Origin of the sequence: Ahrensia sp. R2A130 (assembly GCF_000179775.1) — a bacterium.
Classification (GTDB): domain Bacteria; phylum Pseudomonadota; class Alphaproteobacteria; order Rhizobiales; family Rhizobiaceae; genus Pseudahrensia.
In genome coordinates, this window is the sequence record NZ_AEEB01000047.1 from 39203 (window position 1) to 60416 (window position 21214).

The following is a 21214-nucleotide window of genomic DNA, read 5'->3' on the forward strand; positions in this document are numbered from 1 at the left end:
GCTTAACCCTCCTGATCGGTTGATTGCGGACCGTCGGCTTTGCCGCGGTCGCGATCTATTTCCAGCTCCCTTTCGGTTGGATCCACCTGTGCATTGGCGCGTACCCGCAATATGCCTTCAACGACTACCCGCTCTTCAGCAGTAAGGCCGGAGCGAACCACGCGTAGATTTTCAAACAACTCGCCTAGCTGAACGGCGCGGCTCTCCACCACACCTTTATCGTTGACGACATAGACAATTTTTCTGTTCTGATCGGAGACCACAGCAGCGTCAGGAATAAGAACCGCATCATACAGGCCGGAGGCCGGTAGGCGAAGCCGTCCGTAGAGACCAGGCGTCAGAAGACGGTCTTGGTTATCAAACACTGCACGTCCTTCGATGGTTCCGGAATTGGCATCAAGCACGTTGTCCACAAAGGTCATCCGCCCCTTGCGGGACCAGTCTTGTTCGCCGGTCAGTCGAACGGAAACCTCGTTCTGGAAGTTGCGAGAAGATGAACGCGAACCATCCTTCGCCAATCGTTGATAACGCAGATATTGCGCTTCCGAGGCTTCGAAAGTGAATTCAACTGGGTCGACCGCAACGATATTGGTCAGCACACTGGCGGTGGTCACCAAGTTGCCGCGATCCACTCGAACGGCTGAAATTCGACCCGAAATAGGTGCTGTCAGTTTGGAGAAACTGAGGTTCAGTTCTGCTGTATCCACCTGCGCCTGCGCGACACCGACGCTGGCTTGCGCTTGCGCCAGTTCGGCCTGTGCCGTGTCGGCATCGGACTGTGTACCAACACGTCGCCGCAGCAACTCACTCGCTCGGCTTTCATTGGAGACAGCCAAATCGCGGCCAGCGTTTGCAAGAGCGAGATTGGCCTTTGCCTGTGCAACTTCGGCTTCGAAAGGTCGTGGATCGAGAGTGAACAACAGGTCGCCTTCTTCGACGACGGCCCCTTCTTCGAAATGGACCTCACGCAGATAACCCTGGACCCTCGCCTGAATGATCACGGTCTGGCGGGCTTGAAATTGCCCGGTGAAGTAATCGAAATCGATAATTCTCTCGGTCAACGGCTTCGCCACGATGACCTTAGGTGGAGGGCGACTGCCGCCCTGCTGCGCCAATGCTTTTTGACCGGCGATGGGACTAAACAGAGCGCCCGCAAGTGCGATCGACATCAGATATGCCAATCGAGCAACGGTCTGTGGTGCCGGTCTGGGTGTCATGTTTCGGCAGTGCTCCCCTGCGTAGAATTTTCGCGTCGTCATTTTCTTGGGGACCCATTTGCGAGAAGCCGTTGTTATTAGGGTCGCAGAAATTGCTATGTTTGCAAGAGGTGCTAGCGCATCAACTGGACGGATCAAGAATTCTATCGGTGGTAATACGGCACGGTTCAAAAAATTGGCTAAGGGCTTGAACCACCCAAGCCTCTCATTCCGAGTTCCGGGATACCCAGTCACCAAGGATAGTTCGTCGTGTTGACTGCTAAGTTGTTCAATTTGGAGCAGCCCACCCTTGATCATAAAAGCTCTTCGCCACGACCCACCATCGATGTCCGCTTTCTGCGGGAATGCAGTTTTGTTTCGAACGCCCATTAGGCGCGTGTAACGGACGTTAGAGGGTTGTCATGATCGGTCGACTGCTGACCTTGCAGACTAAGGCTCGCTGGCCGGATAGCAGACAGATTCAACAAATGAGCCACCACTTAAGTTTGCCGATAGCAGGCCTTGTCACCCGCAAAGATCCGGCGAGAAACTAGGGGGCTGTTTACGGCTAATACGGTGCAAAACAGTGCGCGTTTGGCCAGTCGTATATCAGTTCTCAAAGACGTAAGCCCCGACAAACGAGCAAGCATTAATGGCAATTTTTCATCCGGTTCAAATGTTGACATAGCGGTGTCGTGTGGCGACCATGTTTTGGAGGCGAGATGGTCGATGAACGACCGCAGCCCTTGCGAATCTGGGAGAATAACAATATGAAAATGCGCAAACTTTTACTATCGGCTACCGTCGCTGCAACTTCGGTGTGGACGGCGTCGGCTTCTGCCGCCGAGATTCAATTCTGGCACGCTTTCACCGGTCGCTTGGGCGAACTCGTTGCCGAGCAGGTGGAAACTTTCAACAAGAGCCAGGACCAGCACACGGTTACAGCCTCGCACAAAGGCAATTACTCCGAAACTTTGAACGCCGGCATCGCGGCATTCCGCGCTGGCGAGCAGCCGCATGTTCTCATGGTCTTTGAAGTCGGGACGGCCACCATGATGTCCGCCAAAGGCGCGACCAAACCTGTCTATCAAGTGATGGAAGAGGCGGGTGCCACGTTCGATCCCAATGCCTATATTGGCTCCGTAAAGGGCTACTACACGACGACTGATGGCAAGATGCTGTCGCTGCCGTTCAACTCGTCGACCCCCGTGCTTTGGGTGAACAAAGACCTGATGACCAAGGCTGGGTTGTCGGCTGACACGGATCTGTCGACTTGGGAAAATGTTGGCAAGGCGCTGGATGCGGCGAAGGCTGCGGGGATTTCTTGCCCTATGACAACGGCCTGGCAGAGCTGGATCCATTTGGAAAACCTGTCGGCCTATCACAACACGCCATTCGCCACTCAGGACAATGGCTTTGCCGGAAACGACACGGAACTGGCTCTCAATTCGCCGCTACAGGTGAAGCATATTCAGGCGCTAGGCGACTGGGCCAAGGATGGCAAGTTCATCTATGCTGGCCGTCGCAATGAGGGTGGTGCAAACTTTCGCGCCGGTGAATGCATGCTCTTCACCGAGTCCTCCGCTGGCTATGCGGGTATTAAGGCGGAAGCGAAGTTCGACTTTGCTGTGAATCAGCTTCCGTACTGGGAAGGCACGGAAGGCGCACCGCAAAACACCATCATTGGCGGGGCATCGTTGTGGGTTATGGAAGGTCATGAGGCTGAAGAATACAAAGCGGCTGCGGACTTCTTGAACTTCCTGTCATCAACCGACATCCAGGCCAAATGGCATCAGGATACGGGGTATCTGCCGATCACCACGGCAGCCGGTGATAAGACGAAGGCCGATGGCTTCTACGATGCCAACCCCGGCACCGATATCGCGGTCATTCAGATGACTGCGAAGGAGCCGACGGCAAATTCGAAGGGCCTACGTTTAGGTTCTTTCGATCAGATCCGCGGTATCATTGATGAAGAGCTCGAAGGTGTGTGGGCTGGTGATAAAACGGCACAGGCCGCACTCGACAGCGCCAAGGAACGTGGCGATCGCCTCCTTCGCCGCTTCGAGCAAGCCAACAAGTAAGAGCCCGATACGAACACATGCCGGGGGCGGTTTGCTGCCCCCGGCATGTACCGTCTTGGAAGGGGGCCGGTATGGAAAAGCGAGTGACTTTCAAAGGCTGGTTGCTGCCGCTTGCACTTGTCTTTCCGCAAATCCTGATCTCGGCCGTCTTCTTCTTTTATCCGGCTGGCCAAGCCATCTGGCAATCCTTGTTCATACCGGACCCGTTCGGCCTTTCTTCGCAATTCGTGGGTCTCGGTAATTTTGAATTCTTGCTATCCGATCCTTACTATCGGGCGTCCTTCGTCACGACCGCAGTTTTTTCCGGGCTAGTGACAGTGGTCTCTATGGTGCCGGCGCTGTTTCTTGCCGTGTTGGCGGACCGGTTGATCAAAGGCGCCGGTACTTATCGCACGTTGCTCATCTGGCCTTATGCAGTTGCGCCCGCGATTGCAGGAGTATTGTGGCTGTTCATGTTCAACACCCGTGTTGGTGTCGTGTCTTGGTATGTCGGACAGCTGGGCTATGACTGGAACCATGTATTGAACGAAGCCGAAGCCATGGGCCTTGTTGTGGTGGCATCGTCATGGGGGCGCATCAGCTACAATTTCCTATTTTTCTACGCGGCCCTTCAGGCTGTGCCACGCTCCGTCATCGAAGCGGCCGCTATCGACGGCGCTCATTTCTGGAAGCGCTTTACAACTATCGTGCTGCCGCTCTTGTCACCGACCACATTCTTCTTGCTGGTGGTCAACGTGGTCTACGCCTTCTTCGAAACTTTCGGCGTGATCCACACCATAACCGGCGGTGGCCCGCAGCAGGCGACGACGATCCTCGTCTACAAGGTTTTCTCTGATGGGTTCGTAGGCCAAGACCTTGGCTCGTCGGCGGCGCAATCCGTCATCCTGCTTTTCGTGGTGGGCATGCTGACGGTGCTGCAGTTCAAGTTCGTGGAAAAGAAGGTGCACTACTAATGCCCGCTGTTCGCGAAACCGGGGTGCGCAATGACCCACCGCCAGGCATGGTGCAACGGCGGGGCTCGTCGCTTTGGCTGACCCATGTGCTCATGTGCCTAGGCGTGTTGGTTGTGTTTTTTCCCATCTGGCTTGCCTTCGTGGCATCCACGATCACACAAGCCGAAATCGTCTCGCCGCCGATGCCACTCTGGCCGGGCGCGCAGTTCCTCGACAATTACAAGCGTGCATTGTTTTCCGGTGTGAACGTGCCAGTCGCCACTATGCTGTTAAATTCGCTCGTGATGGCGTTAGGCATTGCCATCGGTAAGATCGCCATTTCGCTGCTCTCGGCTTTTGCGATCGTCTATTTTCGCTTTCCAGGCCGCAACACGTTTTTCTGGGTCATCTTCATCACCCTCATGTTGCCTGTCGAGGTTCGCATCGTGCCGACCTACGAAGTGATCGCAGGTTTTGGCATGTTGAACTCCTATTCAGGTCTTATCTTCCCGCTCATCGCATCAGCCACGGCGACGTTTCTGTTCCGCCAATTCTTCATGACGATACCGGACGAGCTTGCGGAAGCCGCACGTGTGGATGGCGCAAGCCCAATGCGTTTCTTCTTCGATATTGTCATTCCGATGAGCCGCACAAACATTGCCGCGCTCTTCGTCATCCTCTTCATCTATGGCTGGAACCAGTATCTGTGGCCGCTGCTCATCACTACCGAACCGGACATGAACACGGTCGTCATGGGCATCAAGCAGATGTTCCCCAGCGGCGATGACACAGCCGACTGGCCGGTCATCATGGCGACCTCGATCTTGGCGATGATCCCACCCGTTTTGGTGGTAGTGTCGATGCAGAAACTGTTCGTCCGCGGACTCGTGGACAGTGAGAAATAGGGCGCACCATCATGGCAACCGTTGAACTAGAGGATGTGAAGAAGCGTTTTGGCATGACTGAGGTCATTCACGGCGTCAGCACGGAAATCGCAGACGGCGAGTTCATTGTAATCGTTGGCCCATCAGGCTGTGGCAAGTCTACCTTGCTGCGCATGGTGGCGGGGCTGGAAAGCGTAAGCGACGGCGAAGTGCGTATAGGCGGCGCTCGCGTCAACGAGATGGAGCCGATGGAGCGCGACATCGCGATGGTGTTCCAGAATTACGCGCTCTACCCGCACATGTCCGTTCGCCAGAACATGGCCTACGGCCTGAAGATCGCGAAGATGGCTGCACCGGAAATCGAGTCCCGAGTTGCAGAAGCCGCGCGCCTTTTGCAACTGGAAGAATATCTCGATCGCAAGCCAAAAGACCTGTCGGGTGGTCAACGTCAGCGTGTCGCCATGGGCCGCGCTATCGTGCGCGAACCAGCCGTGTTCCTGTTCGATGAACCACTGTCCAATCTCGACGCCAAGCTGCGCGTGCAGATGCGGCTGGAAATCAAGGAACTGCAATCCAAGCTCGGAATTACAGCTCTTTACGTCACTCACGATCAGGTGGAAGCCATGACCATGGCTGACCGGATGATCGTGATGAATGCAGGTATCGTAGAACAGATTGGCACGCCGTTAGATGTCTACGAACGCCCCGAAACGATATTCGCAGCGCAATTTATCGGCAGCCCATCCATGAATACAATGTATGCGGAGTTGATGGATGGTCAAGCGATCCTCCACGGCGGCGGAGCGAGAATCCCGTGCGAGGCAAACGCTGATGGCGAAGTCGTAATTGGTGTGCGGCCCGAACATCTTATTTTGGATGAAAAAGGACCTCTACAAATGCAGGTCAGCTTCAGCGAACCGTTGGGCGCAAACACGCTGCTGCACGGTCGCCTCAGCGATCAAAGTGAAGCCTTCACCGCAAGTTTGCCAGGTGTTCACCTTGCAAAAGACCGAGGCGAAACAGTTCGGTTTTCAGTGGAGGCCAAGAATGTGCACGTCTTTGATCCCAAATCAGGACGAGCAGTCTAGGAACTCGCCTAGAAAAACGATCTGTCTATGCTTCTCCATCATCTAAGTTTTTTGGTGCGTCGTGCATGATGGCAGAGAACGAAAGTGATATTGAAGCCACCGCGATCCAACTCATCGCAACGCAGGCAATCTTGAGCTTCCACCCGCGACAAGGTGATTTCTATCATAGTCGGCTCGAAGCGGACCAATGGGTCAACTTGCTCTATCATTTTTCTCTCTGACAATGCCGTTTAAAGGCAAGCGATAAGAAGTTTCGTAGTATTCTCTTTCTTCATCTCTAAAGGATTGCCGCCAGTACTGGGATCGTTAAGGGCTCCAGCAACGATGCGCTCGATGTCAGGATTTTTTACGCCTAACTCTGTCAGTGTTTTCGGAACTCCAAGTGATGCGTTGAGGCAATCTACATAAGCGCAAAAGCCATCAAAGCCCCCCTCGATCTCCAAATACGCTGCAACCGTTCCGAGCCTGCCTTTGATTGCAGGCCTGTTGAACTGCAGAACAGCCGGCATGCACACCGCGTTGGTTGTACCATGATGCGTGTGGTGGATTGCACCAATAGGGTGGGACAGAGCATGGATCGCACCAAGACCTTTCTGAAAAGCCGTAGCTCCCATGGCTGCCGCAGACATCATATGCGCCCGCGCTTCCATGTCGTTGCCGTCGGCATAGGCGCGTAGAAGGTAGTCTTTCACCAGTCGCATCCCTTCCAGCGCCATACCTTGCGACATGGGATGGTAGTGCGGAGAGCAGAAAGCTTCGACGCAATGGGCAAAGGCGTCGAGGCCAGTGCCAGCTGTGATAGATTTTGGCATGCCAATCGTAAGTTCAGGGTCGCAGATCACGACCGTTGGCAGGAATTTCGGATGAAAGATGATCTTCTTTTCTGCGGTCACTGAGTTGGTGATGACCGAGGCCCGTCCGACTTCAGAACCTGTACCGGCCGTAGTCGGCACCGCAACAATAGGTGCGATTGCAGCGGCATTAGCGCGGGTCCACCAATCACCGATATCTTCAAAGTCCCACAAAGGGCGTGTCTGCCCCGCCAGAAAAGCGACCAGCTTGCCAAGATCCAGGCCGGAGCCACCTCCGAAAGCGATGACACCATCGTGACCGCCTTCCTTGAAAGCCCGAACACCAGCATCGGCATTTTTCTCGTTAGGGTTGGGATCAACCTCCGCAAACATCGCGCGACCCAAGCCGGCGGCCTCCATCAGATCAAGCGTGCGTCTGGTTATGTCCATTTTAGCCAAGCCCCGATCGGTGACGAGCAGTGGCTTTGAGATGTTAGCCGCAGCGCAAGCGTCGGCAATTTCCAATATGCGCCCAGCACCGAAACGGATCGCCGTGGGATAGGACCAGTTTGCTGTTAGTGTCATTGGTTCAAGCCCTTTCAAAGCCACGGGCAATTTCCCAATCAGTGACCGCACCGTCGAATTCTTCCTGCTCCCATTCAGCAGCTCTGGCGTAGTGGTTCACCACATCGCCGCCCAATGCCTCGCGCAGGAATTGCGAATTGCGCAATAGTTCAGTCGCGGCGCGTAGCGTTTGGGGAATGCTAGCCGCCACCTCATCTTGATAGACATCACCTGCCGTGGCGGGGGCGAGTTCAAGTTGGTCCTCAATTCCCTTCATACCTGCAGCCAACATCACGGCTTGGGCGAGATAGGGATTAAGATCGGACCCACCGATACGACACTCGACACGCACGCCCTCCGTGCCCTCGCCACACAGACGGAAGCCAGCTGTGCGGTTATCGACAGACCATACAGTCTTGGTCGGCGCGAATGTGCCTTTGGAAAAGCGCTTGTAGCTGTTGACGTAGGGAGCAAGAAAATAGGTGTAGTCCGGCGCGTATTTTATCAGTCCGGCCATGTAGTGGCTCATCAGTTTCGACATGCCATGCTGGCCGGATGGGTCGAAGAACGCAGCTTCCCCATCATGCCATAAGGACTGGTGTATATGACTGGAAGAGCCCACACGGTCTTTGTTCCACTTGGGTAGAAACGTAGCGGCACGGCCGTGCTGCCAAGCGATTTCCTTGATCGCATGCTTGGCAATTGAGTGGTGATCGGCACAATCCAGCGCTGGAGAATATCGAATATTCAACTCTTCCTGCCCTGCTTCCGCTTCGCCTTTAGAGTTTTCGATGGGCAAGCCAGCAGCATAAAGATGGTTGCGGATCGGCCGCATTACATCCTCTTCCTTAGTGGTCTGGAAAATGTGGTAGTCTTCATTATAACCGCTGATCGGCTGCAGATCGCGGAAGCCATCCTTTCGGATTTCATCGAAGCTTTTCTCGAAGAGAAAGAACTCCAGTTCCGTTGCCATTTTGGCTTCAAATCCCATCGCATCCAAACGCGCAATTTGCTTCTGCAACATCGCGCGGGGCGAGTGCGAAACTGGATGGTGGTGATGGTGATCGAGAATATCGCACAGCACCATGGCGGTGCCGTCCAGCCACGGAACCAGACGAATGGTCGTCAGATCAGGCTTCATCACGTAATCGCCATAGCCGGTTTCCCAACTGGTGGAGGCATACCCATCGGGCGTCGCCATCTCCAAGTCGGTCGCCAGCAAATAGTTGCAACAGTGAGTTTCCTCAAACGAGGTCTCCACGAAATTCACGCCATGAAAACGCTTGCCCATCAACCGTCCTTGCATGTCGACAAAACAGGCCAGAATAGTGTCCACCGACCCGTCATGCACGCGCGCCTTTAGATCATCGAAGACAAGTGTTCCGGGCATATAGTTGATCCATCATCAAAACGGGCGGCTACTGAATTATAAGGCGCAAAACATCTTGCGAATGTCCAGTTCGAACGTGACAATTTTCCTCAGACTAAATTCCGAAGCTATCTGAAACACTTTTGGGGCGTTTTAAGACAAACTAAGTTGAGTTAGGATTAGATCTGCGTCGGGGGTCTTCAAGCCGCGCTGAGCTGCTGCCACTCACCCAAAGCAACATCGCGGTTTGCCTTGAAATGATGGTGACTGGTGAGATGACGTTGCTGATTGAAGTGGTTGTGGACGGAGGCGTGAACTGACGAGAACTTCTGCAGCGTTTCTATCGATCGGAACCGCTGCATGGCCCGTTCCCGTCTTCGAAAGGTAAGGTGTAAATTCTTGGCTCGGTTGTTGAGCCTGCGTCCTGTTTCTTGTCGATCAGCGTTCCCGATGACTTTCATGGCCGCAGTGTAAGACCGCAGCTTGTCCGTCACGATAAAAATATGGTCGACCGTGACACTTCGGAAGTTTCCTGAGGAATTTCAATGCCGTGCTGCGATCTCGGTGTTTGGTAACGTAGGATTCTCGAACCTAGCCTTCGTGATCTACAGCCCGCTACAAGTAGTGCCTTTCCCCGTTGATCCTTACGAAGGCTTCGTCCAGATGCCACTGCAAATGTGAATGGACACTCATCTTCTGGACGCGTCTTTTGCGGATTTCACCTGCGAACATTGGACCAAATCTGTTCCACCAGAAGCGGATGGTTTCGTGGCTGATGACGATGCCGCGCTCACGTAACAGGTCCTCGGCGTTCCGCAGCGAGGGCGGAAATCGGACACACATCATCACGGCTACCCGGATGACCTCTGATGATATTTTGAAATAACGAAGTGGCGAGCGACGGGTTATTGCACGGCGCTAGATGGTCGACAAACCGACCTAAAAAACGTTCCTCTCACAACGCCCATTGTTAGACAAAACCAAATCGTCAAACCAACGCGAGTGGTCTTAGCGGAGAGCCGGTCGCGCCCTTGAACGCTATTGGAGCTACGATGATACAAAAAGACGTGATCCGCTCTGCGACAAGTGGCGTTAGGTCGAGGTTCTCAATCAGGTTCACGCCAGCATCTACGAGACAGTGCAGATGCACTGGCATCTGCACTTCAGGAAATTCTGCACCCGGCAGCACTTCCACCGCCATCGTATCGGCGCCGATTGCAATCACTCGGGCATCGGTCAGGAACTTCGCTGCCGCTTTGTCGATGCCTGGTTCGCTAGCGATGTAGCGAGCTGGATCATCTTGGTAGAATTGCCCCCAACCAGTATGGATGAACACGACATCGCCGGCTTGCACCGACAGTTGTGCGGCGGCCAAAGCTGCTTCGATATCAACACGCGAAATTGTTCGCCCACCTTCAAGATACTCACCATCATCGAGGGCAGACATGTCCAAACACAAGCCGCGTGTGACCATCGGCGGAATATGCTCGACACCTAAATCGTCTAAACCGGCAGGCCCTGTCATAGCCGCAGCAGAGCGATTTCCATACATTGCATCACCACGCGCAAAGTGGCCCAGCGCGTCGATATGAGTGCCTACATGCGTCGTCATGCCGATACGCTCCAAAATGGCGCCTGCATCATTGATACCTCCGCGAGCGCGACGCATGGCAACATTATCGCTGGCACGCACTGTTGGAGACATTGTGAAGGGTGTCATCAGCAATGGGTTGGCAGGTGCGCCTGAGGCCACCGAGCGGGCGAGATCTATAACGCGCCCTTCAAGCACCAGCGATAGTGCATCCAGAGTGGTCTTCGGATTTAGATATCGCGCAGCTGCGCCGCCACTATGCTGAGGTGTCCAATCGCTGTGGTCATGAAGACATGATGTCATGGACTGTTCTCCGTATGCCAGTTGCGATCATTTTTGGTTGTCCCAACGGCGTTGCTCGACAAATCGAAAATCAGTGTTTGTCAGTCGAAAGTGCCGGAAGTCCTAAAGGCAGGCAACACGACGAGCCGTGCTCATGTCGTGGGCAAATGCTGCCCGCCGCCGCACATCTCGCAAAGTGCTGTCTGACTGACTCTTGACAATCACTACTCTCTCAACTGGTATGACCAGTTGGTGGGGGCGGTGCAAGCAGCACCGAAACCGACCTGCATCCAACGTGGTGCGTTTCTTAAGGGAGGTTATTCATGACTGATTTGTCCAAACGAAAGTTTCTACGTAGTGCCGGTATCGGCGCAGCAGGTGTAGCGGCGGCTACGACGTTGGCCACACCCGCTTTGTCGCAGAACAAAGTGCAAATGCGTTTCGTCACCACTTTTCCAAAAATGTTTCCCGGCCTCGGCACCTCTGCTCGCCGCCTGACCGACCGTATTAATTTGGCGACTGATGGTCGCGTGGAAGTAAAGCTGTATGATCGGGGCGCATTGGTACCCGGAGGTGTCGGGGTGTTCGACGCTGTCGCCGCGGGTAACGCCGATATGTATTATTCATCCGAATATTATCATCCATCCAAGAGCCAAGCCTACAACATCTATGGCGCCGTGCCGTTCGGCATGACGACCCCGGAAGTCTACGCTTGGCTTCAATATGGTGGTGGTCAGGAATTGTGGGATGAATTGCATGCCGGCTTCAACATGAAGCCATTCGCCGGACCTTCCACTGGTGTGCAGATGGGCGGCTGGTTCAACAAACCCATCAAATCGCTCGACGATATGCGTGGCGTGAAGTTCCGCATGCCTGGTATCGGTGGTGAAGTGCTACGCTCGGTCGGCGTGGCCGTGGTCAATTTGCCCGGCTCGGAAGTGTTCGCCGCCCTGCAATCAGGTGCGATCGATGGCGCAGAATGGGTCGGTCCTTGGCACGACTTGGCGTTCGGCTTTCACAAAGTGGTCAAGCACTACCATTGGCCCGGTTTTCATGAGCCCGGAAACATTGGCTCCTACGGCATCAATCTCGATTTCTGGAAAACTGTATCGGATGCCGACAAGCAGATCATCACAGGCCTTATGGAAGCGGAATGCCATGTGCAGACGGCGGAATATAACGGCGCCAGCCCACCAGCACTCGATAAATTGCTGACTGAGCATGGTGTACAACTGCACCAATATCCTGATGAGGTATTGCTCGAACTTGCCAAAGCATCTCGCGACGTGATGGAGAACCTCGCTGCCGGAGACGAAATGACGGGCCGCGTATGGGAAAGCTACAAGGCGTTCCGTAAGCAATCCATGGTCTGGTCGAAGCTGGGCATTCAGGGGTTCCTCAATGCACGTGAAATGACTGAGGAAGCGCTGAAGGGCTAAACCCGAGCAGATCGCGCACCCATGGCCGCAATCGTGCGGATACTAGACGCCCTGACCGAATGGTCGGGGCGTTCGCTCGCCTGGCTAGCGGTAGCCATGGTGCTGCTGCAAGGAGTTGTGGTGTTTATGCGCTACGTCTTCGGGCTGTCGGTGTTGTGGATGCAGGAATCGATCCTCTATTTGCACGCCATGATCTTTTTATGCGCGGCCGGTTACACCCTGCTTCACCAAGCGCATGTGCGCGTCGACGTGCTCTACGGCCCGGCAAGCGAACGCACCAAAGCAAAGATAGACATTGCGGGCATCCTCGTGCTGCTAGCCCCGGTCTGCAGCCTCATCTTGTGGTATGGCTGGTCTTATGTCGCAGCCTCTTGGCGGGTGCTGGAAGGCTCGATCGAACCAAGCGGCATACCCGCCGTCTATTTGCTCAAAACCTGCATTCTCCTCTTTGCCGCCACGTTGGTGTTGGCGGGGCTTTCGCATCTGCTGCGCTGTATCCTCGTGCTGCGCGGTGAGCGGGACTATGTGAGCAGTCAGTCGATTCAGGACAACACACCATGAACCTGGATTTCGATAACATGCAGGACACGCGCCCATGACCAATGAACTGGTCGTCGCGCTCATGGTCGCCTTCGTGTTTGGCACGTTGATGGCGGGTTTTCCTGTCGCTTTCACATTAGCCGGATCATCAATCCTGTTCGGGTTGGTGGGATGGATGGCGGGCTTGTTCGACCTTACCTTCTTCGCGGTGCTGCCCAACCGCATCTACGGGATCATGATCAATCAGGTTCTTCTGGCGATCCCGCTCTTCATTTTCATGGGCGTGATGTTGGAACGTTCGCGCGTAGCAGAAGAACTGCTGGACACGATGGGCGTGTTGTTTGGCCGCGTGCGTGGTGGTTTGGGCATATCGGTCGCGATTGTGGGCGCTATGCTCGCGGCTTCCACCGGCATCGTGGGTGCTACCGTTGTAACCATGGGCCTTGTCGCACTGCCCACCATGCTGAAACGCGGCTACGATCCTGCGCTGTCCACGGGCATCATCGCCGCTTCCGGCACGTTGGGGCAGATCATCCCGCCATCCATCGTTCTGGTTGTGCTGGGCGATCAAATTTCCACCGCCTATCAAGAGGCACAGCGCAGCCTCGGCAACTGGTCACCCGACCCGGTATCCGTGGGCGACCTCTTCGCCGGGGCGCTCATTCCCGGCTTCGTGCTCGTCGGGCTCTACATCACATATGTAGCGGTTCTGGCCTTCTTCAAACCCTCCGTCGGTCCCGTCGTGCCACGCGAAGAGATGGTAGATGATGGCGGATCGCTGCTGCCTCGCCTCGTGCAAGCGCTACTGGCGCCAGCCGTGCTCATCATCTCCGTGCTAGGGTCTATATTGGCAGGTGTCGCAACGCCTACGGAAGCGGCGGCACTTGGTGCGCTTGGGGCCACAATGCTCGGCGGCTATCGTCTGGCACCGGATCGCAAATTGCCTGTGCTAGCTGCGCTAGTAGGCCTCGCGACTCTCATTACGCTAGTCAGCACGGTGGACATGCGGGTGTCGCGGTTGGGCGGCACACTCGTGGAACGTGCCGCTATCTGGGTAGCTGTAGTTGCTTGCGCGCTAGTTGCTTGGGGCCTGATTGTCTGCCTGTGGCGTACCTATGCAAACGGCACGCTCGCTGCAGTGAACCAGCAAACCATCCGCATCACCGCGATGGTGTTTGCGATCGTTATTTGTGCGCAATTGTTCTCACTCGTCTTTCTTGGCCTCGGTGGTGACGAGATGGTGGGTGACATTTTACGCTCATTACCCGGTGGCACATTTGGTGCGATGGTCACGGTGCTCGCCGTTATCTTCGTGCTTGGCTTTTTTCTGGACGTGCTGGAAATTGCCTTCGTGGTCGTACCCATCGTAGCGCCAATCCTGCTCTCTATGGGGCTGGATCCGGTTTGGCTCGGCATTATGATCGCGGTGAATCTGCAGACGTCCTACCTAACGCCGCCATTCGGCTTCGCGCTATTTTATCTGCGCGGCGTAGCACCACCCGAAATTTCCACCGGCACAATCTATCGCGGCGTCGTGCCCTTCGTGCTGATCCAGCTTCTCATGCTGGCAATTCTGGCGCTGTTTCCAAGCCTTGCAACGTGGTTGCCGAGTGTAGTTTTCAGCTAAGCACAATCGTGCTTGGCGCATCGTCTTCTAAATAGACCTGTAGAACCTCGTCGAATGATGTTTCAGCTACGAAACCCAACTTCAGTGCTCTCTCCGCTTCAAAACCCTTCGGCCAACCGGCAATGATGGTCGCGACTTCTTCGTTGGGAATGTGCTTTATAAGCGCCACGGCGTCTGAACCGGCAAGCTGTTCAAGCGCGTTCATGGCGTCGCCTACCGTTGCCGAAAGTCCCGGCATCGAAAGGCTCGCGTGGGGGCCAACTTTTGCCATTTCGATACAAGAGGCATGGATCAGGAATTGCACCGCAGCGCGGGGGCTGGCGAACCAGTGCCGCGTTTCTGGCGAGACGGGTAACACTGCATTTTCTCCTGCCAACGGCTCACGAAGAATACCCGAGAAGAAGCCGGACGCAGCAGCATTAGGCAGCCCTGGGCGAACGACGATTGTAGGAAGGCGCAAGGATAACCCTTCGCAATGACCTCGCCGCGTGTGGTCTGCGACCAGCAATTCGCACATGGCCTTTTGCGTGCCGTAACTCGTGAGCGGCGTCAGTTGCTGGGAGTCGGGTATGGTGTCCGGCAGCGGTTGACCGAACACAGCAAGCGACGACGTGAATACCAACCGAGGGCAGTATCCATCAGCTTCATGCGCTGTGCGAATGGCCTCCAGAAGTGCGCGTGTTCCATCAAAATTTACCCGGTACCCTTTGTCGAAATCCCGCTCTGCTTCGCCAGATACGATCGCCGCTAGATGAAAAATCACATCAGGCCGATCCGCCACCAGTGCGACCAGCGCGCCATCGTCAGAAAGGTCTCTCTGCAGGCAATCAATTGTAGTCGAACGATCACCGATAGTCGGGCTCTGCGGTTGTACGACATCGACCAACGTTAGGTGTTCGATCCGATTGTTTGCCAAGCCGTCATGAACAAGTTTCTTGGCTAATTTTGAACCAAGCATACCAGCAGCGCCGATCACCAAAATGTCCATGAAGCCGCACTTTTCCTGTCGAGAGTTCCGATCTCGACTATGTCGCACCGCGTGGAGTAAGTCACTGGTCTGACCAGTTTAATGTAACCGATGAGTTGGAATTTGTGGAGATCCCGTCAGGATTAGTTCCAACAGTTGGTCTGCAGCATGACGTTGGAAGGCATCGCGAAATCTTGCCCTATCTAACTCCCGCCTTGCCCTTGTTTTGAGACGAGCGCGGGCGTCCGAAATAGGGTTACTGCAAAACCTCACAGCACTTTTGCACAGGATGGAACGTGCCATTGACGTTCCTGATTTCGCGGTGTGGTATACCACATCACAAACGCCACATATTTGGTGTCGCGGTATTGCGAATTTGAAGATCCGAAGCTGGGAGGCTGACTGCCGACAATGTCGATTACCGGAAAGCTGGCACCAATCGCTGTGAACTTCACTCTGAAGGATCACACGTATGACGTTTTAAAAGACGCTATTTTGGATATGAACATCTATGCTGAAGATGCTGATCTTCGCCTTGATGAACGCCAGATGGCGCAACGATTAGGAATTTCCCGCACGCCGATTAGGGAAGCGTTGGCTCGCTTGGCCCAAGATGGCCTGGTGGACATTCAACCACGTCGCGGCGTGTTCATCATTCGAAAAAACATGAACGAAGTGCTGGAAATGATCGTCACATGGGCTGCGTTGGAAAGCATGGCAGCCCGTCTGACAGCCGAACGTGCAACGGATGCAGAGCTGCGTGAACTGCGAAAATTCGCATTGTTACATAGCATCGAAGCAAAGACGGCGCGGCTGTCGGAGTATTCGGAGGCCAACATCGAGTTCCATCAGCGGATTTTGAACCTTTCGGGCTGCGCGCTTTTGCGCACCACAGCTGACGGGCTCTTCCAACACATGCACGCCGTTCGCAAGCGAGCGATGGGCGAAGCTGATCGGGCAACGCAATCCGTTGCCGACCACATGGAAATTATCGAAGCATTGGAAGCCCGGGATCAGAATCTCGCGTCCCGTCTGGTGCGTGAGCATACGATGAGACTGCACGACCATGTTCGCGCGACATGGATGCGAATTGAGAACACCAGCTCTGACCAAGCAGCGGCTAGCTGAGAAGACCTAGGGAGAGGATCAAAATGGATACAGCAGACGCGGCAAGCGGCGATCACAGTGCCGGTGACATCACGGATGGCTTTCATCTTTTAATCGACGCGCTGAAGTTGAACGACGTCGAAACGATCTATGGCGTTCCCGGTATCCCGATTACCGATCTGGGACGAATGATGCAGGAAGAAGGCCTCAGGGTGTTATCTTTCAGACATGAACAAAACGCGGGCAATGCTGCTGCCATCGCTGGATATCTTACAAAGAAGCCCGGCGTTTGCCTCACGGTTTCAGCTCCGGGTTTTCTCAACGGTCTCACCGCACTGGCCCACGCCACGACCAACTGCTGGCCAATGATTCTCATTTCCGGATCGTCCGAGCGGGAGGTCGTTGACCTCATGCAGGGCGACTACGAAGAGATGGATCAACTCGCCATTGCAAAGCCGCTCTGCAAAGCCGCGTTTCGCGTACTGCATGCCCAAGACATTGGGATCGCTGTTGCCCGCGCCGTTCGTGCCGCCGTTTCAGGCCGTCCCGGGGGTGTTTACCTCGACATTCCTGGCGCGCTTTTGGGTCAGGTTATGGATGCCGTTGAGGGGGCTCAGTCGCTTGTCAAAGTCATCGATCCTGCGCCGGCGCAACACCCCGCACCGGAAGCTGTTAAACGAGCGCTCGACGTCATCAAAAGTGCCAAACGCCCTCTTATCATTCTTGGCAAAGGCGCTGCTTATGCTCAGGCTGATGACGTAGTACGGGAATTTGTTGAGAAAAGCGGAATTCCCTATCTTCCCATGAGCATGGCCAAGGGCCTGTTGCCCGATGGCCATGACCAATCTGCAGGTGCCGCCCGTTCGCTGGCGCTAAAGGAATCCGATGTCGTCATCATGGTCGGCGCACGTCTCAATTGGTTGTTGTCGCACGGTAAAGGCAAGCAGTGGGGACCTGCCCACTCAACCCGCTTTGTGCAGATCGACATTGAACCACGAGAAATGGATTCCAATGTCGAAATCGCGGCACCTCTGGTGGGTGACATTGAATCCTGCCTCTCGGCGCTAACGAAAGCTATGGGCAAGAACTGGAAAACACCTCCAGCCGAATGGACAGACGCCGTCCGCGAAAAGCGCGATGCCAACGTCGCCAAGATGGCGCCATCGCTTCAGAACAATGCATCGCCCATGAATTATGCTGGCGCGCTGGGCGCTATAAAACGCATCATCGATAAGAACCCTGAAACGATGTTCGTCAACGAAGGCGCAAACACGTTGGATTTCGCCCGTTCGATGGTCGACATGCACCGCCCGCGCAAACGTTTGGACGTTGGCACATGGGGCGTCATGGGAGTTGGCATGGGAACGGCGATTGCCGCCGCAGTCGAATCCGACCTGCCTGTACTTGCAGTGGAAGGCGATAGCGCCTTCGGCTTTTCCGGCATGGAGGTGGAGACCATCTGCCGATACAATCTGCCGATCTGCATTGTCGTCTTCAATAACAATGGCATCTATCGCGGCACCGACGTCAATCGTGCCGGTGGAGAAGATCCTGCACCAACGGTGTTTGTCGAAGGTGCCCGTTATGACAAGATGATGGAAGCTTTCGGTGGTGTTGGCGCTTATGCGACAAACCCCGACGAACTTCATCAGGCCGTTAGTGATGCGCTAAAATCCGGTAAGCCAACTCTAGTCAACGCGGTCATCGACCCCGCAGCTGGCAAGGAAAGCGGCAATATCGGCTCCCTCAATCCAACCAGCGTCGTTGTCAAACGAATGGGCGGCAAGGTTCTCGAAATTATCAAGCAGAAAGCATCCCGATGAAGGCTCTTGAAGGCATTCGCATTCTCGATTTCACCCACGTCCAATCCGGTCCCACATGCACGCAGTTGCTGGCTTGGTTCGGGGCTGACGTCATCAAGGTGGAGCGGCCCGGTGTGGGCGATGCAACGCGCAAGCAGTTGCAAGACGTGCCTGATGCGGATTCGCTCTATTTCACGATGTTGAACCACAACAAACGGTCCATCGAACTGAACTCGAAGAACGAGACCGGCAAGGAAGTGCTGACGCGCCTTGTGGAAGAATGCGACGTGCTGGTGGAGAATTTCGCCCCCGGCGCACTGGACCGCATGGGCTTTGGCTGGGACCGGCTGAACGAGATCAATCCGCGCCTCATCATGGCGTCCATCAAGGGCTTTGGCCCGGGCAAATACGAAGACTGCAAGGTGTATGAGAACGTCGCGCAATGCGCTGGCGGTTCGGCTTCCACCACAGGTTTTCTCGACGGTCCACCGTTGGTCACGGCAGCGCAGATTGGTGATTCCGGTACAGGCCTTCATCTGGCGCTGGGCATTGTCACCGCGCTTTTCCAGCGTGAGAAATCCGGCCGTGGCCAGAAGGTCGATGTGGCCATGCAGGATGGCGTGCTGAACCTGACCCGCGTGAAACTGCGCGACCAACAGCGGCTGGACCGTGTTGGAACGCTGCCGGAATACAGCCAAGCTGGCGAAGGCATTCCCTTCGGCGAGGCGACGCCGCGTGCGGGCAATGATTCAGGCGGTGGCCAGCCAGGGCGCATTCTCAAATGCGAGGGCTGGGAGACCGATCCGAATGCCTACACCTATTTCATCATTCAGGCTGCGGCCTGGGAGGGCGTTTGCGATGTGATCGGCAAGCCCGAGTGGAAGACGGAGGATGGCTTTGCGAAACCGGGCGACCGTCTCGACAAGCTGAACCACATCTTCGAAACGATCGAAGAATGGACGATGACCAAGTCGAAATTCGAGGTCATGGACATTTGTAACCCGAAGAACATTCCCGTCGGCCCGATCCTCTCGATGAAAGAGATCGCCGAAGACGAAGGCCTCTATGCCACCGGCACGATGGTGAAGGTGCCGCATCCGGAGCGCGGCGAATATTTGTCCGTCGGTTGCCCGATCAAGATGTCCGACAGCGCAGTGGACGTGGAACGTTCGCCACTGCTGGGCGAGCATACGAATGATATTCTCACCGATGTTCTGGGCTATTCAGGCGATGATTTGGAACGGGTGAAAGCGTCTGGCGCGGTGGGCGAAGCGAAGGGGTAGACCTTCAAAATAGCGACGCACTTGCGTCCACACGCACCTTGGGAGGGGTAGCGAATGCGACTTATAATTATGGGCCAACAGGCCTTCGGCAAAGACGCGCTGGCAAAGCTGCTGGAGGCAGGCACCGACGAGGTCGTGGCTGTTTATTGCGAGCCGGATCGGCATGGAAAGCCTGTCGACCCTATCAAGGAGTTCGCGCTCGAAAAAGGCCTGCCGGTGCATCAACCAGCGCACTTCAAGGATGATGAAACGCTCGACACGCTGAAAGACTTGAACGCTGATCTTATGGTCATGGCGTTCGTGAATGTCTTCGTTCCTGAAGCTGCGCGCGATACGCCAACCCATGGCTCGATCTGTTTTCACCCGTCACTGCTGCCGCTCCATCGCGGGCCAAGCGCGGTGAACTGGCCAATTATCATGGGTCGGAAGGAATCCGGATACAGCTGGTTCTACCCGACTGATGGTTTGGACGAAGGCGATGTTTTGCTGTCCTGGGAATGCCCCATCGAGCCCGATGACACGGTCATCAATCTCTACTTCAAGAAGATCTACCCCTCCGCTGTGGCATCGGTTTTGCAGGTGGTAGACCTCTACCGCGACGGTAATCCTCCCCACATGGTGCAGGATGAATCGCAGGCGACGTACGAGCGTCGTTGCACCGCTAAACACGCGGCAATCGACTGGAACAAACCGGTTGGCCAAGTCTACAATTTGATCCGCGGTTGTAACCCGGCTCCGGGTGCTTGGACGACGCATGGAGGTGCCAAACTAGGCGTTTTCGATAGCGCCCGCCTGCCGGGTGACGGCGTGTCCAGCAAGATCGTCGACATGAATGACGACGGAATTACCGTGCAATGCATTGGTGGTCGCATTCTCATAAAACGTGTCCGCCCAGATGGCGGTGACAAACAATTTGCAAATGACTGGGCGGTATCTGTCGGCTTGGCCGTCGGCGATATTCTGGGTTCATAGGAGAACACCATGGCTTTCAAAACTGACATTGAGATTGCGCGCGAAGCGAAGAAGAAGCCTATTCAGGAGATTGGTGCAAAGCTCGGCATTGATGCTGCCGATCTGGTTCCCTACGGCCATGACAAGGCGAAGATCTCGGCTGAGTTCATCAAGGCGCAGGCCGACAAGAAAGACGGCAAGCTGATCCTCGTGACCGCCATCAACCCGACGCCCGCCGGTGAAGGCAAGACGACGACGACGGTTGGTCTTGGCGATGGCCTGAACGCTATCGGCAAGAACGCAGCAATCTGCATCCGCGAAGCTTCGCTCGGCCCATGCTTCGGCATGAAAGGTGGCGCTGCCGGCGGCGGCTACGCACAGGTGGTGCCGATGGAGGAAATGAACCTCCACTTTACCGGTGATTTCCACGCCATCACCAGCGCTCACAACCTGCTGTCGGCGATGATCGACAACCACATCTATTGGGGCAACGCGCTGCGTATCGATAACCGTCGCGTGGCCTGGAAGCGCGTCATCGACATGAACGACCGGGCGTTGCGCGATATCGTGACCTCGCTTGGCGGCGTTCCCAACGGCTTCCCCCGTCAGGCCGGTTTCGACATCACTGTAGCGTCCGAAGTCATGGCGATCCTGTGCCTGTCCAACGATCTGAAAGACCTGCAGCAGCGCTTGGGCGATATCATCATCGCTTATACC

Annotated in this window: 18 protein-coding genes; 12 read left to right on the top strand and 6 right to left on the bottom strand. The window is 55.4% G+C overall.

What is annotated here, in order from left to right; all coding sequences use genetic code 11:
- Positions 1 to 2 precede the first annotated feature (2 nt).
- Entirely contained in the window at positions 3 to 1217 is a 1215-nt protein-coding gene (locus tag R2A130_RS17040; RefSeq protein ID WP_009465450.1) for an efflux RND transporter periplasmic adaptor subunit, read from the bottom strand.
- A gap of 749 nt (positions 1218 to 1966) precedes the next feature.
- On the opposite strand from R2A130_RS17040, the gene ugpB reads away from it, so the two are divergent.
- From ugpB to R2A130_RS17060, 4 genes are all read left to right on the top strand, one after another.
- Complete coding sequence (gene ugpB, locus R2A130_RS17045; protein WP_009465451.1) at positions 1967 to 3280, top strand: sn-glycerol-3-phosphate ABC transporter substrate-binding protein UgpB; 1314 nt, start codon at positions 1967 to 1969, stop codon at positions 3278 to 3280.
- A 71-nt stretch (positions 3281 to 3351) separates the two neighbouring features.
- Positions 3352 to 4233, top strand: coding sequence for a sn-glycerol-3-phosphate ABC transporter permease UgpA (gene ugpA / locus R2A130_RS17050; protein ID WP_009465452.1), 882 nt, complete (start codon positions 3352 to 3354; stop codon positions 4231 to 4233).
- A complete protein-coding gene (gene ugpE / locus R2A130_RS17055; RefSeq protein WP_009465453.1) occupies positions 4233 to 5117 on the top strand; it encodes a sn-glycerol-3-phosphate ABC transporter permease UgpE in 885 nt (294 codons plus the stop codon). The genes ugpA and ugpE overlap by 1 nt, the downstream gene beginning before the upstream one ends.
- 11 nt (positions 5118 to 5128) lie before the next feature.
- Positions 5129 to 6184: an ABC transporter ATP-binding protein gene (locus R2A130_RS17060; RefSeq protein ID WP_009465454.1), complete on the top strand. Its 1056-nt coding sequence runs from the start codon at positions 5129 to 5131 to the stop codon at positions 6182 to 6184.
- A 230-nt stretch (positions 6185 to 6414) separates the two neighbouring features.
- Here R2A130_RS17060 and R2A130_RS17065 read toward each other — a convergent pair whose 3' ends face one another.
- The 4 genes from R2A130_RS17065 to R2A130_RS17080 all read right to left on the bottom strand — a co-directional run bounded on the left by R2A130_RS17065 (position 6415) and on the right by R2A130_RS17080 (position 10802).
- On the bottom strand, positions 6415 to 7560 hold the full coding sequence (locus tag R2A130_RS17065; protein WP_009465456.1) for an iron-containing alcohol dehydrogenase: 1146 nt from the start codon (positions 7558 to 7560) through the stop codon (positions 6415 to 6417).
- A 4-nt stretch (positions 7561 to 7564) separates the two neighbouring features.
- Positions 7565 to 8929, bottom strand: a complete 1365-nt coding sequence (locus tag R2A130_RS17070) for a glutamine synthetase family protein (protein ID WP_009465457.1) — start codon at positions 8927 to 8929, stop codon at positions 7565 to 7567.
- Positions 8930 to 9108: 179 nt separating this feature from the next.
- Complete coding sequence (locus R2A130_RS19195) at positions 9109 to 9369, bottom strand: DDE-type integrase/transposase/recombinase (protein WP_371179404.1); 261 nt, start codon at positions 9367 to 9369, stop codon at positions 9109 to 9111.
- A gap of 527 nt (positions 9370 to 9896) precedes the next feature.
- The gene (locus R2A130_RS17080; RefSeq protein WP_009465460.1) at positions 9897 to 10802 is read right to left on the bottom strand and encodes a cyclase family protein; all 906 of its coding nucleotides are present in this window, start codon (positions 10800 to 10802) and stop codon (positions 9897 to 9899) included.
- Positions 10803 to 11104: 302 nt separating this feature from the next.
- Here R2A130_RS17080 and R2A130_RS17085 point away from each other — a divergent pair, with 302 nt between their 5' ends.
- From R2A130_RS17085 to R2A130_RS17095, 3 genes are read left to right on the top strand one after another with little or no spacing between them, the layout of a single operon-like run.
- Positions 11105 to 12220 (top strand): TRAP transporter substrate-binding protein, encoded by a 1116-nt coding sequence (locus R2A130_RS17085; protein WP_009465461.1) that lies wholly within the window; start codon positions 11105 to 11107, stop codon positions 12218 to 12220.
- A 21-nt stretch (positions 12221 to 12241) separates the two neighbouring features.
- The gene (locus R2A130_RS17090) at positions 12242 to 12781 is read left to right on the top strand and encodes a TRAP transporter small permease subunit (protein WP_009465462.1); all 540 of its coding nucleotides are present in this window, start codon (positions 12242 to 12244) and stop codon (positions 12779 to 12781) included.
- A gap of 34 nt (positions 12782 to 12815) precedes the next feature.
- Positions 12816 to 14387, top strand: a complete 1572-nt coding sequence (locus R2A130_RS17095; protein WP_009465463.1) for a TRAP transporter large permease subunit — start codon at positions 12816 to 12818, stop codon at positions 14385 to 14387.
- Here R2A130_RS17095 and denD read toward each other — a convergent pair.
- Positions 14380 to 15375 (bottom strand): D-erythronate dehydrogenase, encoded by a 996-nt coding sequence (gene denD, locus R2A130_RS17100; protein WP_009465464.1) that lies wholly within the window; start codon positions 15373 to 15375, stop codon positions 14380 to 14382. The two genes, R2A130_RS17095 and denD, sit on opposite strands and share 8 nt — an antisense overlap.
- 390 nt (positions 15376 to 15765) lie before the next feature.
- Here denD and R2A130_RS17105 point away from each other — a divergent pair, with 390 nt between their 5' ends.
- The 5 genes from R2A130_RS17105 to R2A130_RS17125 all read left to right on the top strand — a co-directional run.
- On the top strand, positions 15766 to 16482 hold the full coding sequence (locus tag R2A130_RS17105; protein WP_009465465.1) for a GntR family transcriptional regulator: 717 nt from the start codon (positions 15766 to 15768) through the stop codon (positions 16480 to 16482).
- A gap of 23 nt (positions 16483 to 16505) precedes the next feature.
- A complete protein-coding gene (gene oxc / locus R2A130_RS17110) occupies positions 16506 to 18284 on the top strand; it encodes an oxalyl-CoA decarboxylase (RefSeq protein WP_009465466.1) in 1779 nt (592 codons plus the stop codon).
- Entirely contained in the window at positions 18281 to 19546 is a 1266-nt protein-coding gene (gene frc, locus R2A130_RS17115; protein WP_009465467.1) for a formyl-CoA transferase, read from the top strand. The genes oxc and frc overlap by 4 nt, the downstream gene beginning before the upstream one ends.
- Before the next feature lie 54 nt (positions 19547 to 19600).
- Complete coding sequence (locus tag R2A130_RS17120; RefSeq protein ID WP_009465468.1) at positions 19601 to 20518, top strand: methionyl-tRNA formyltransferase; 918 nt, start codon at positions 19601 to 19603, stop codon at positions 20516 to 20518.
- Positions 20519 to 20527: 9 nt separating this feature from the next.
- On the top strand, positions 20528 to 21214 hold a 687-nt coding region (locus tag R2A130_RS17125), incomplete at its 3' end, for a formate--tetrahydrofolate ligase (RefSeq protein ID WP_009465469.1).

Coding starts and splice junctions, on each gene's coding strand:
- ugpE (WP_009465453.1), top strand. CDS start 4,233: ATGCCCGCTGTTCGCGAAACCGGGGTGCGCAATGACCCACCGCCAGGC.
- R2A130_RS17095 (WP_009465463.1), top strand. CDS start 12,816: ATGACCAATGAACTGGTCGTCGCGCTCATGGTCGCCTTCGTGTTTGGC.
- R2A130_RS17070 (WP_009465457.1), bottom strand. CDS start 8,929: ATGCCCGGAACACTTGTCTTCGATGATCTAAAGGCGCGCGTGCATGAC.
- denD (WP_009465464.1), bottom strand. CDS start 15,375: ATGGACATTTTGGTGATCGGCGCTGCTGGTATGCTTGGTTCAAAATTA.
- ugpA (WP_009465452.1), top strand. CDS start 3,352: ATGGAAAAGCGAGTGACTTTCAAAGGCTGGTTGCTGCCGCTTGCACTT.
- R2A130_RS17040 (WP_009465450.1), bottom strand. CDS start 1,217: ATGACACCCAGACCGGCACCACAGACCGTTGCTCGATTGGCATATCTG.
- ugpB (WP_009465451.1), top strand. CDS start 1,967: ATGAAAATGCGCAAACTTTTACTATCGGCTACCGTCGCTGCAACTTCG.
- R2A130_RS17120 (WP_009465468.1), top strand. CDS start 19,601: ATGCGACTTATAATTATGGGCCAACAGGCCTTCGGCAAAGACGCGCTG.
- R2A130_RS17105 (WP_009465465.1), top strand. CDS start 15,766: ATGTCGATTACCGGAAAGCTGGCACCAATCGCTGTGAACTTCACTCTG.
- frc (WP_009465467.1), top strand. CDS start 18,281: ATGAAGGCTCTTGAAGGCATTCGCATTCTCGATTTCACCCACGTCCAA.
- R2A130_RS17090 (WP_009465462.1), top strand. CDS start 12,242: ATGGCCGCAATCGTGCGGATACTAGACGCCCTGACCGAATGGTCGGGG.
- oxc (WP_009465466.1), top strand. CDS start 16,506: ATGGATACAGCAGACGCGGCAAGCGGCGATCACAGTGCCGGTGACATC.
- R2A130_RS17085 (WP_009465461.1), top strand. CDS start 11,105: ATGACTGATTTGTCCAAACGAAAGTTTCTACGTAGTGCCGGTATCGGC.
- R2A130_RS17065 (WP_009465456.1), bottom strand. CDS start 7,560: ATGACACTAACAGCAAACTGGTCCTATCCCACGGCGATCCGTTTCGGT.
- R2A130_RS17080 (WP_009465460.1), bottom strand. CDS start 10,802: ATGACATCATGTCTTCATGACCACAGCGATTGGACACCTCAGCATAGT.
- R2A130_RS19195 (WP_371179404.1), bottom strand. CDS start 9,369: ATGAAAGTCATCGGGAACGCTGATCGACAAGAAACAGGACGCAGGCTC.
- R2A130_RS17060 (WP_009465454.1), top strand. CDS start 5,129: ATGGCAACCGTTGAACTAGAGGATGTGAAGAAGCGTTTTGGCATGACT.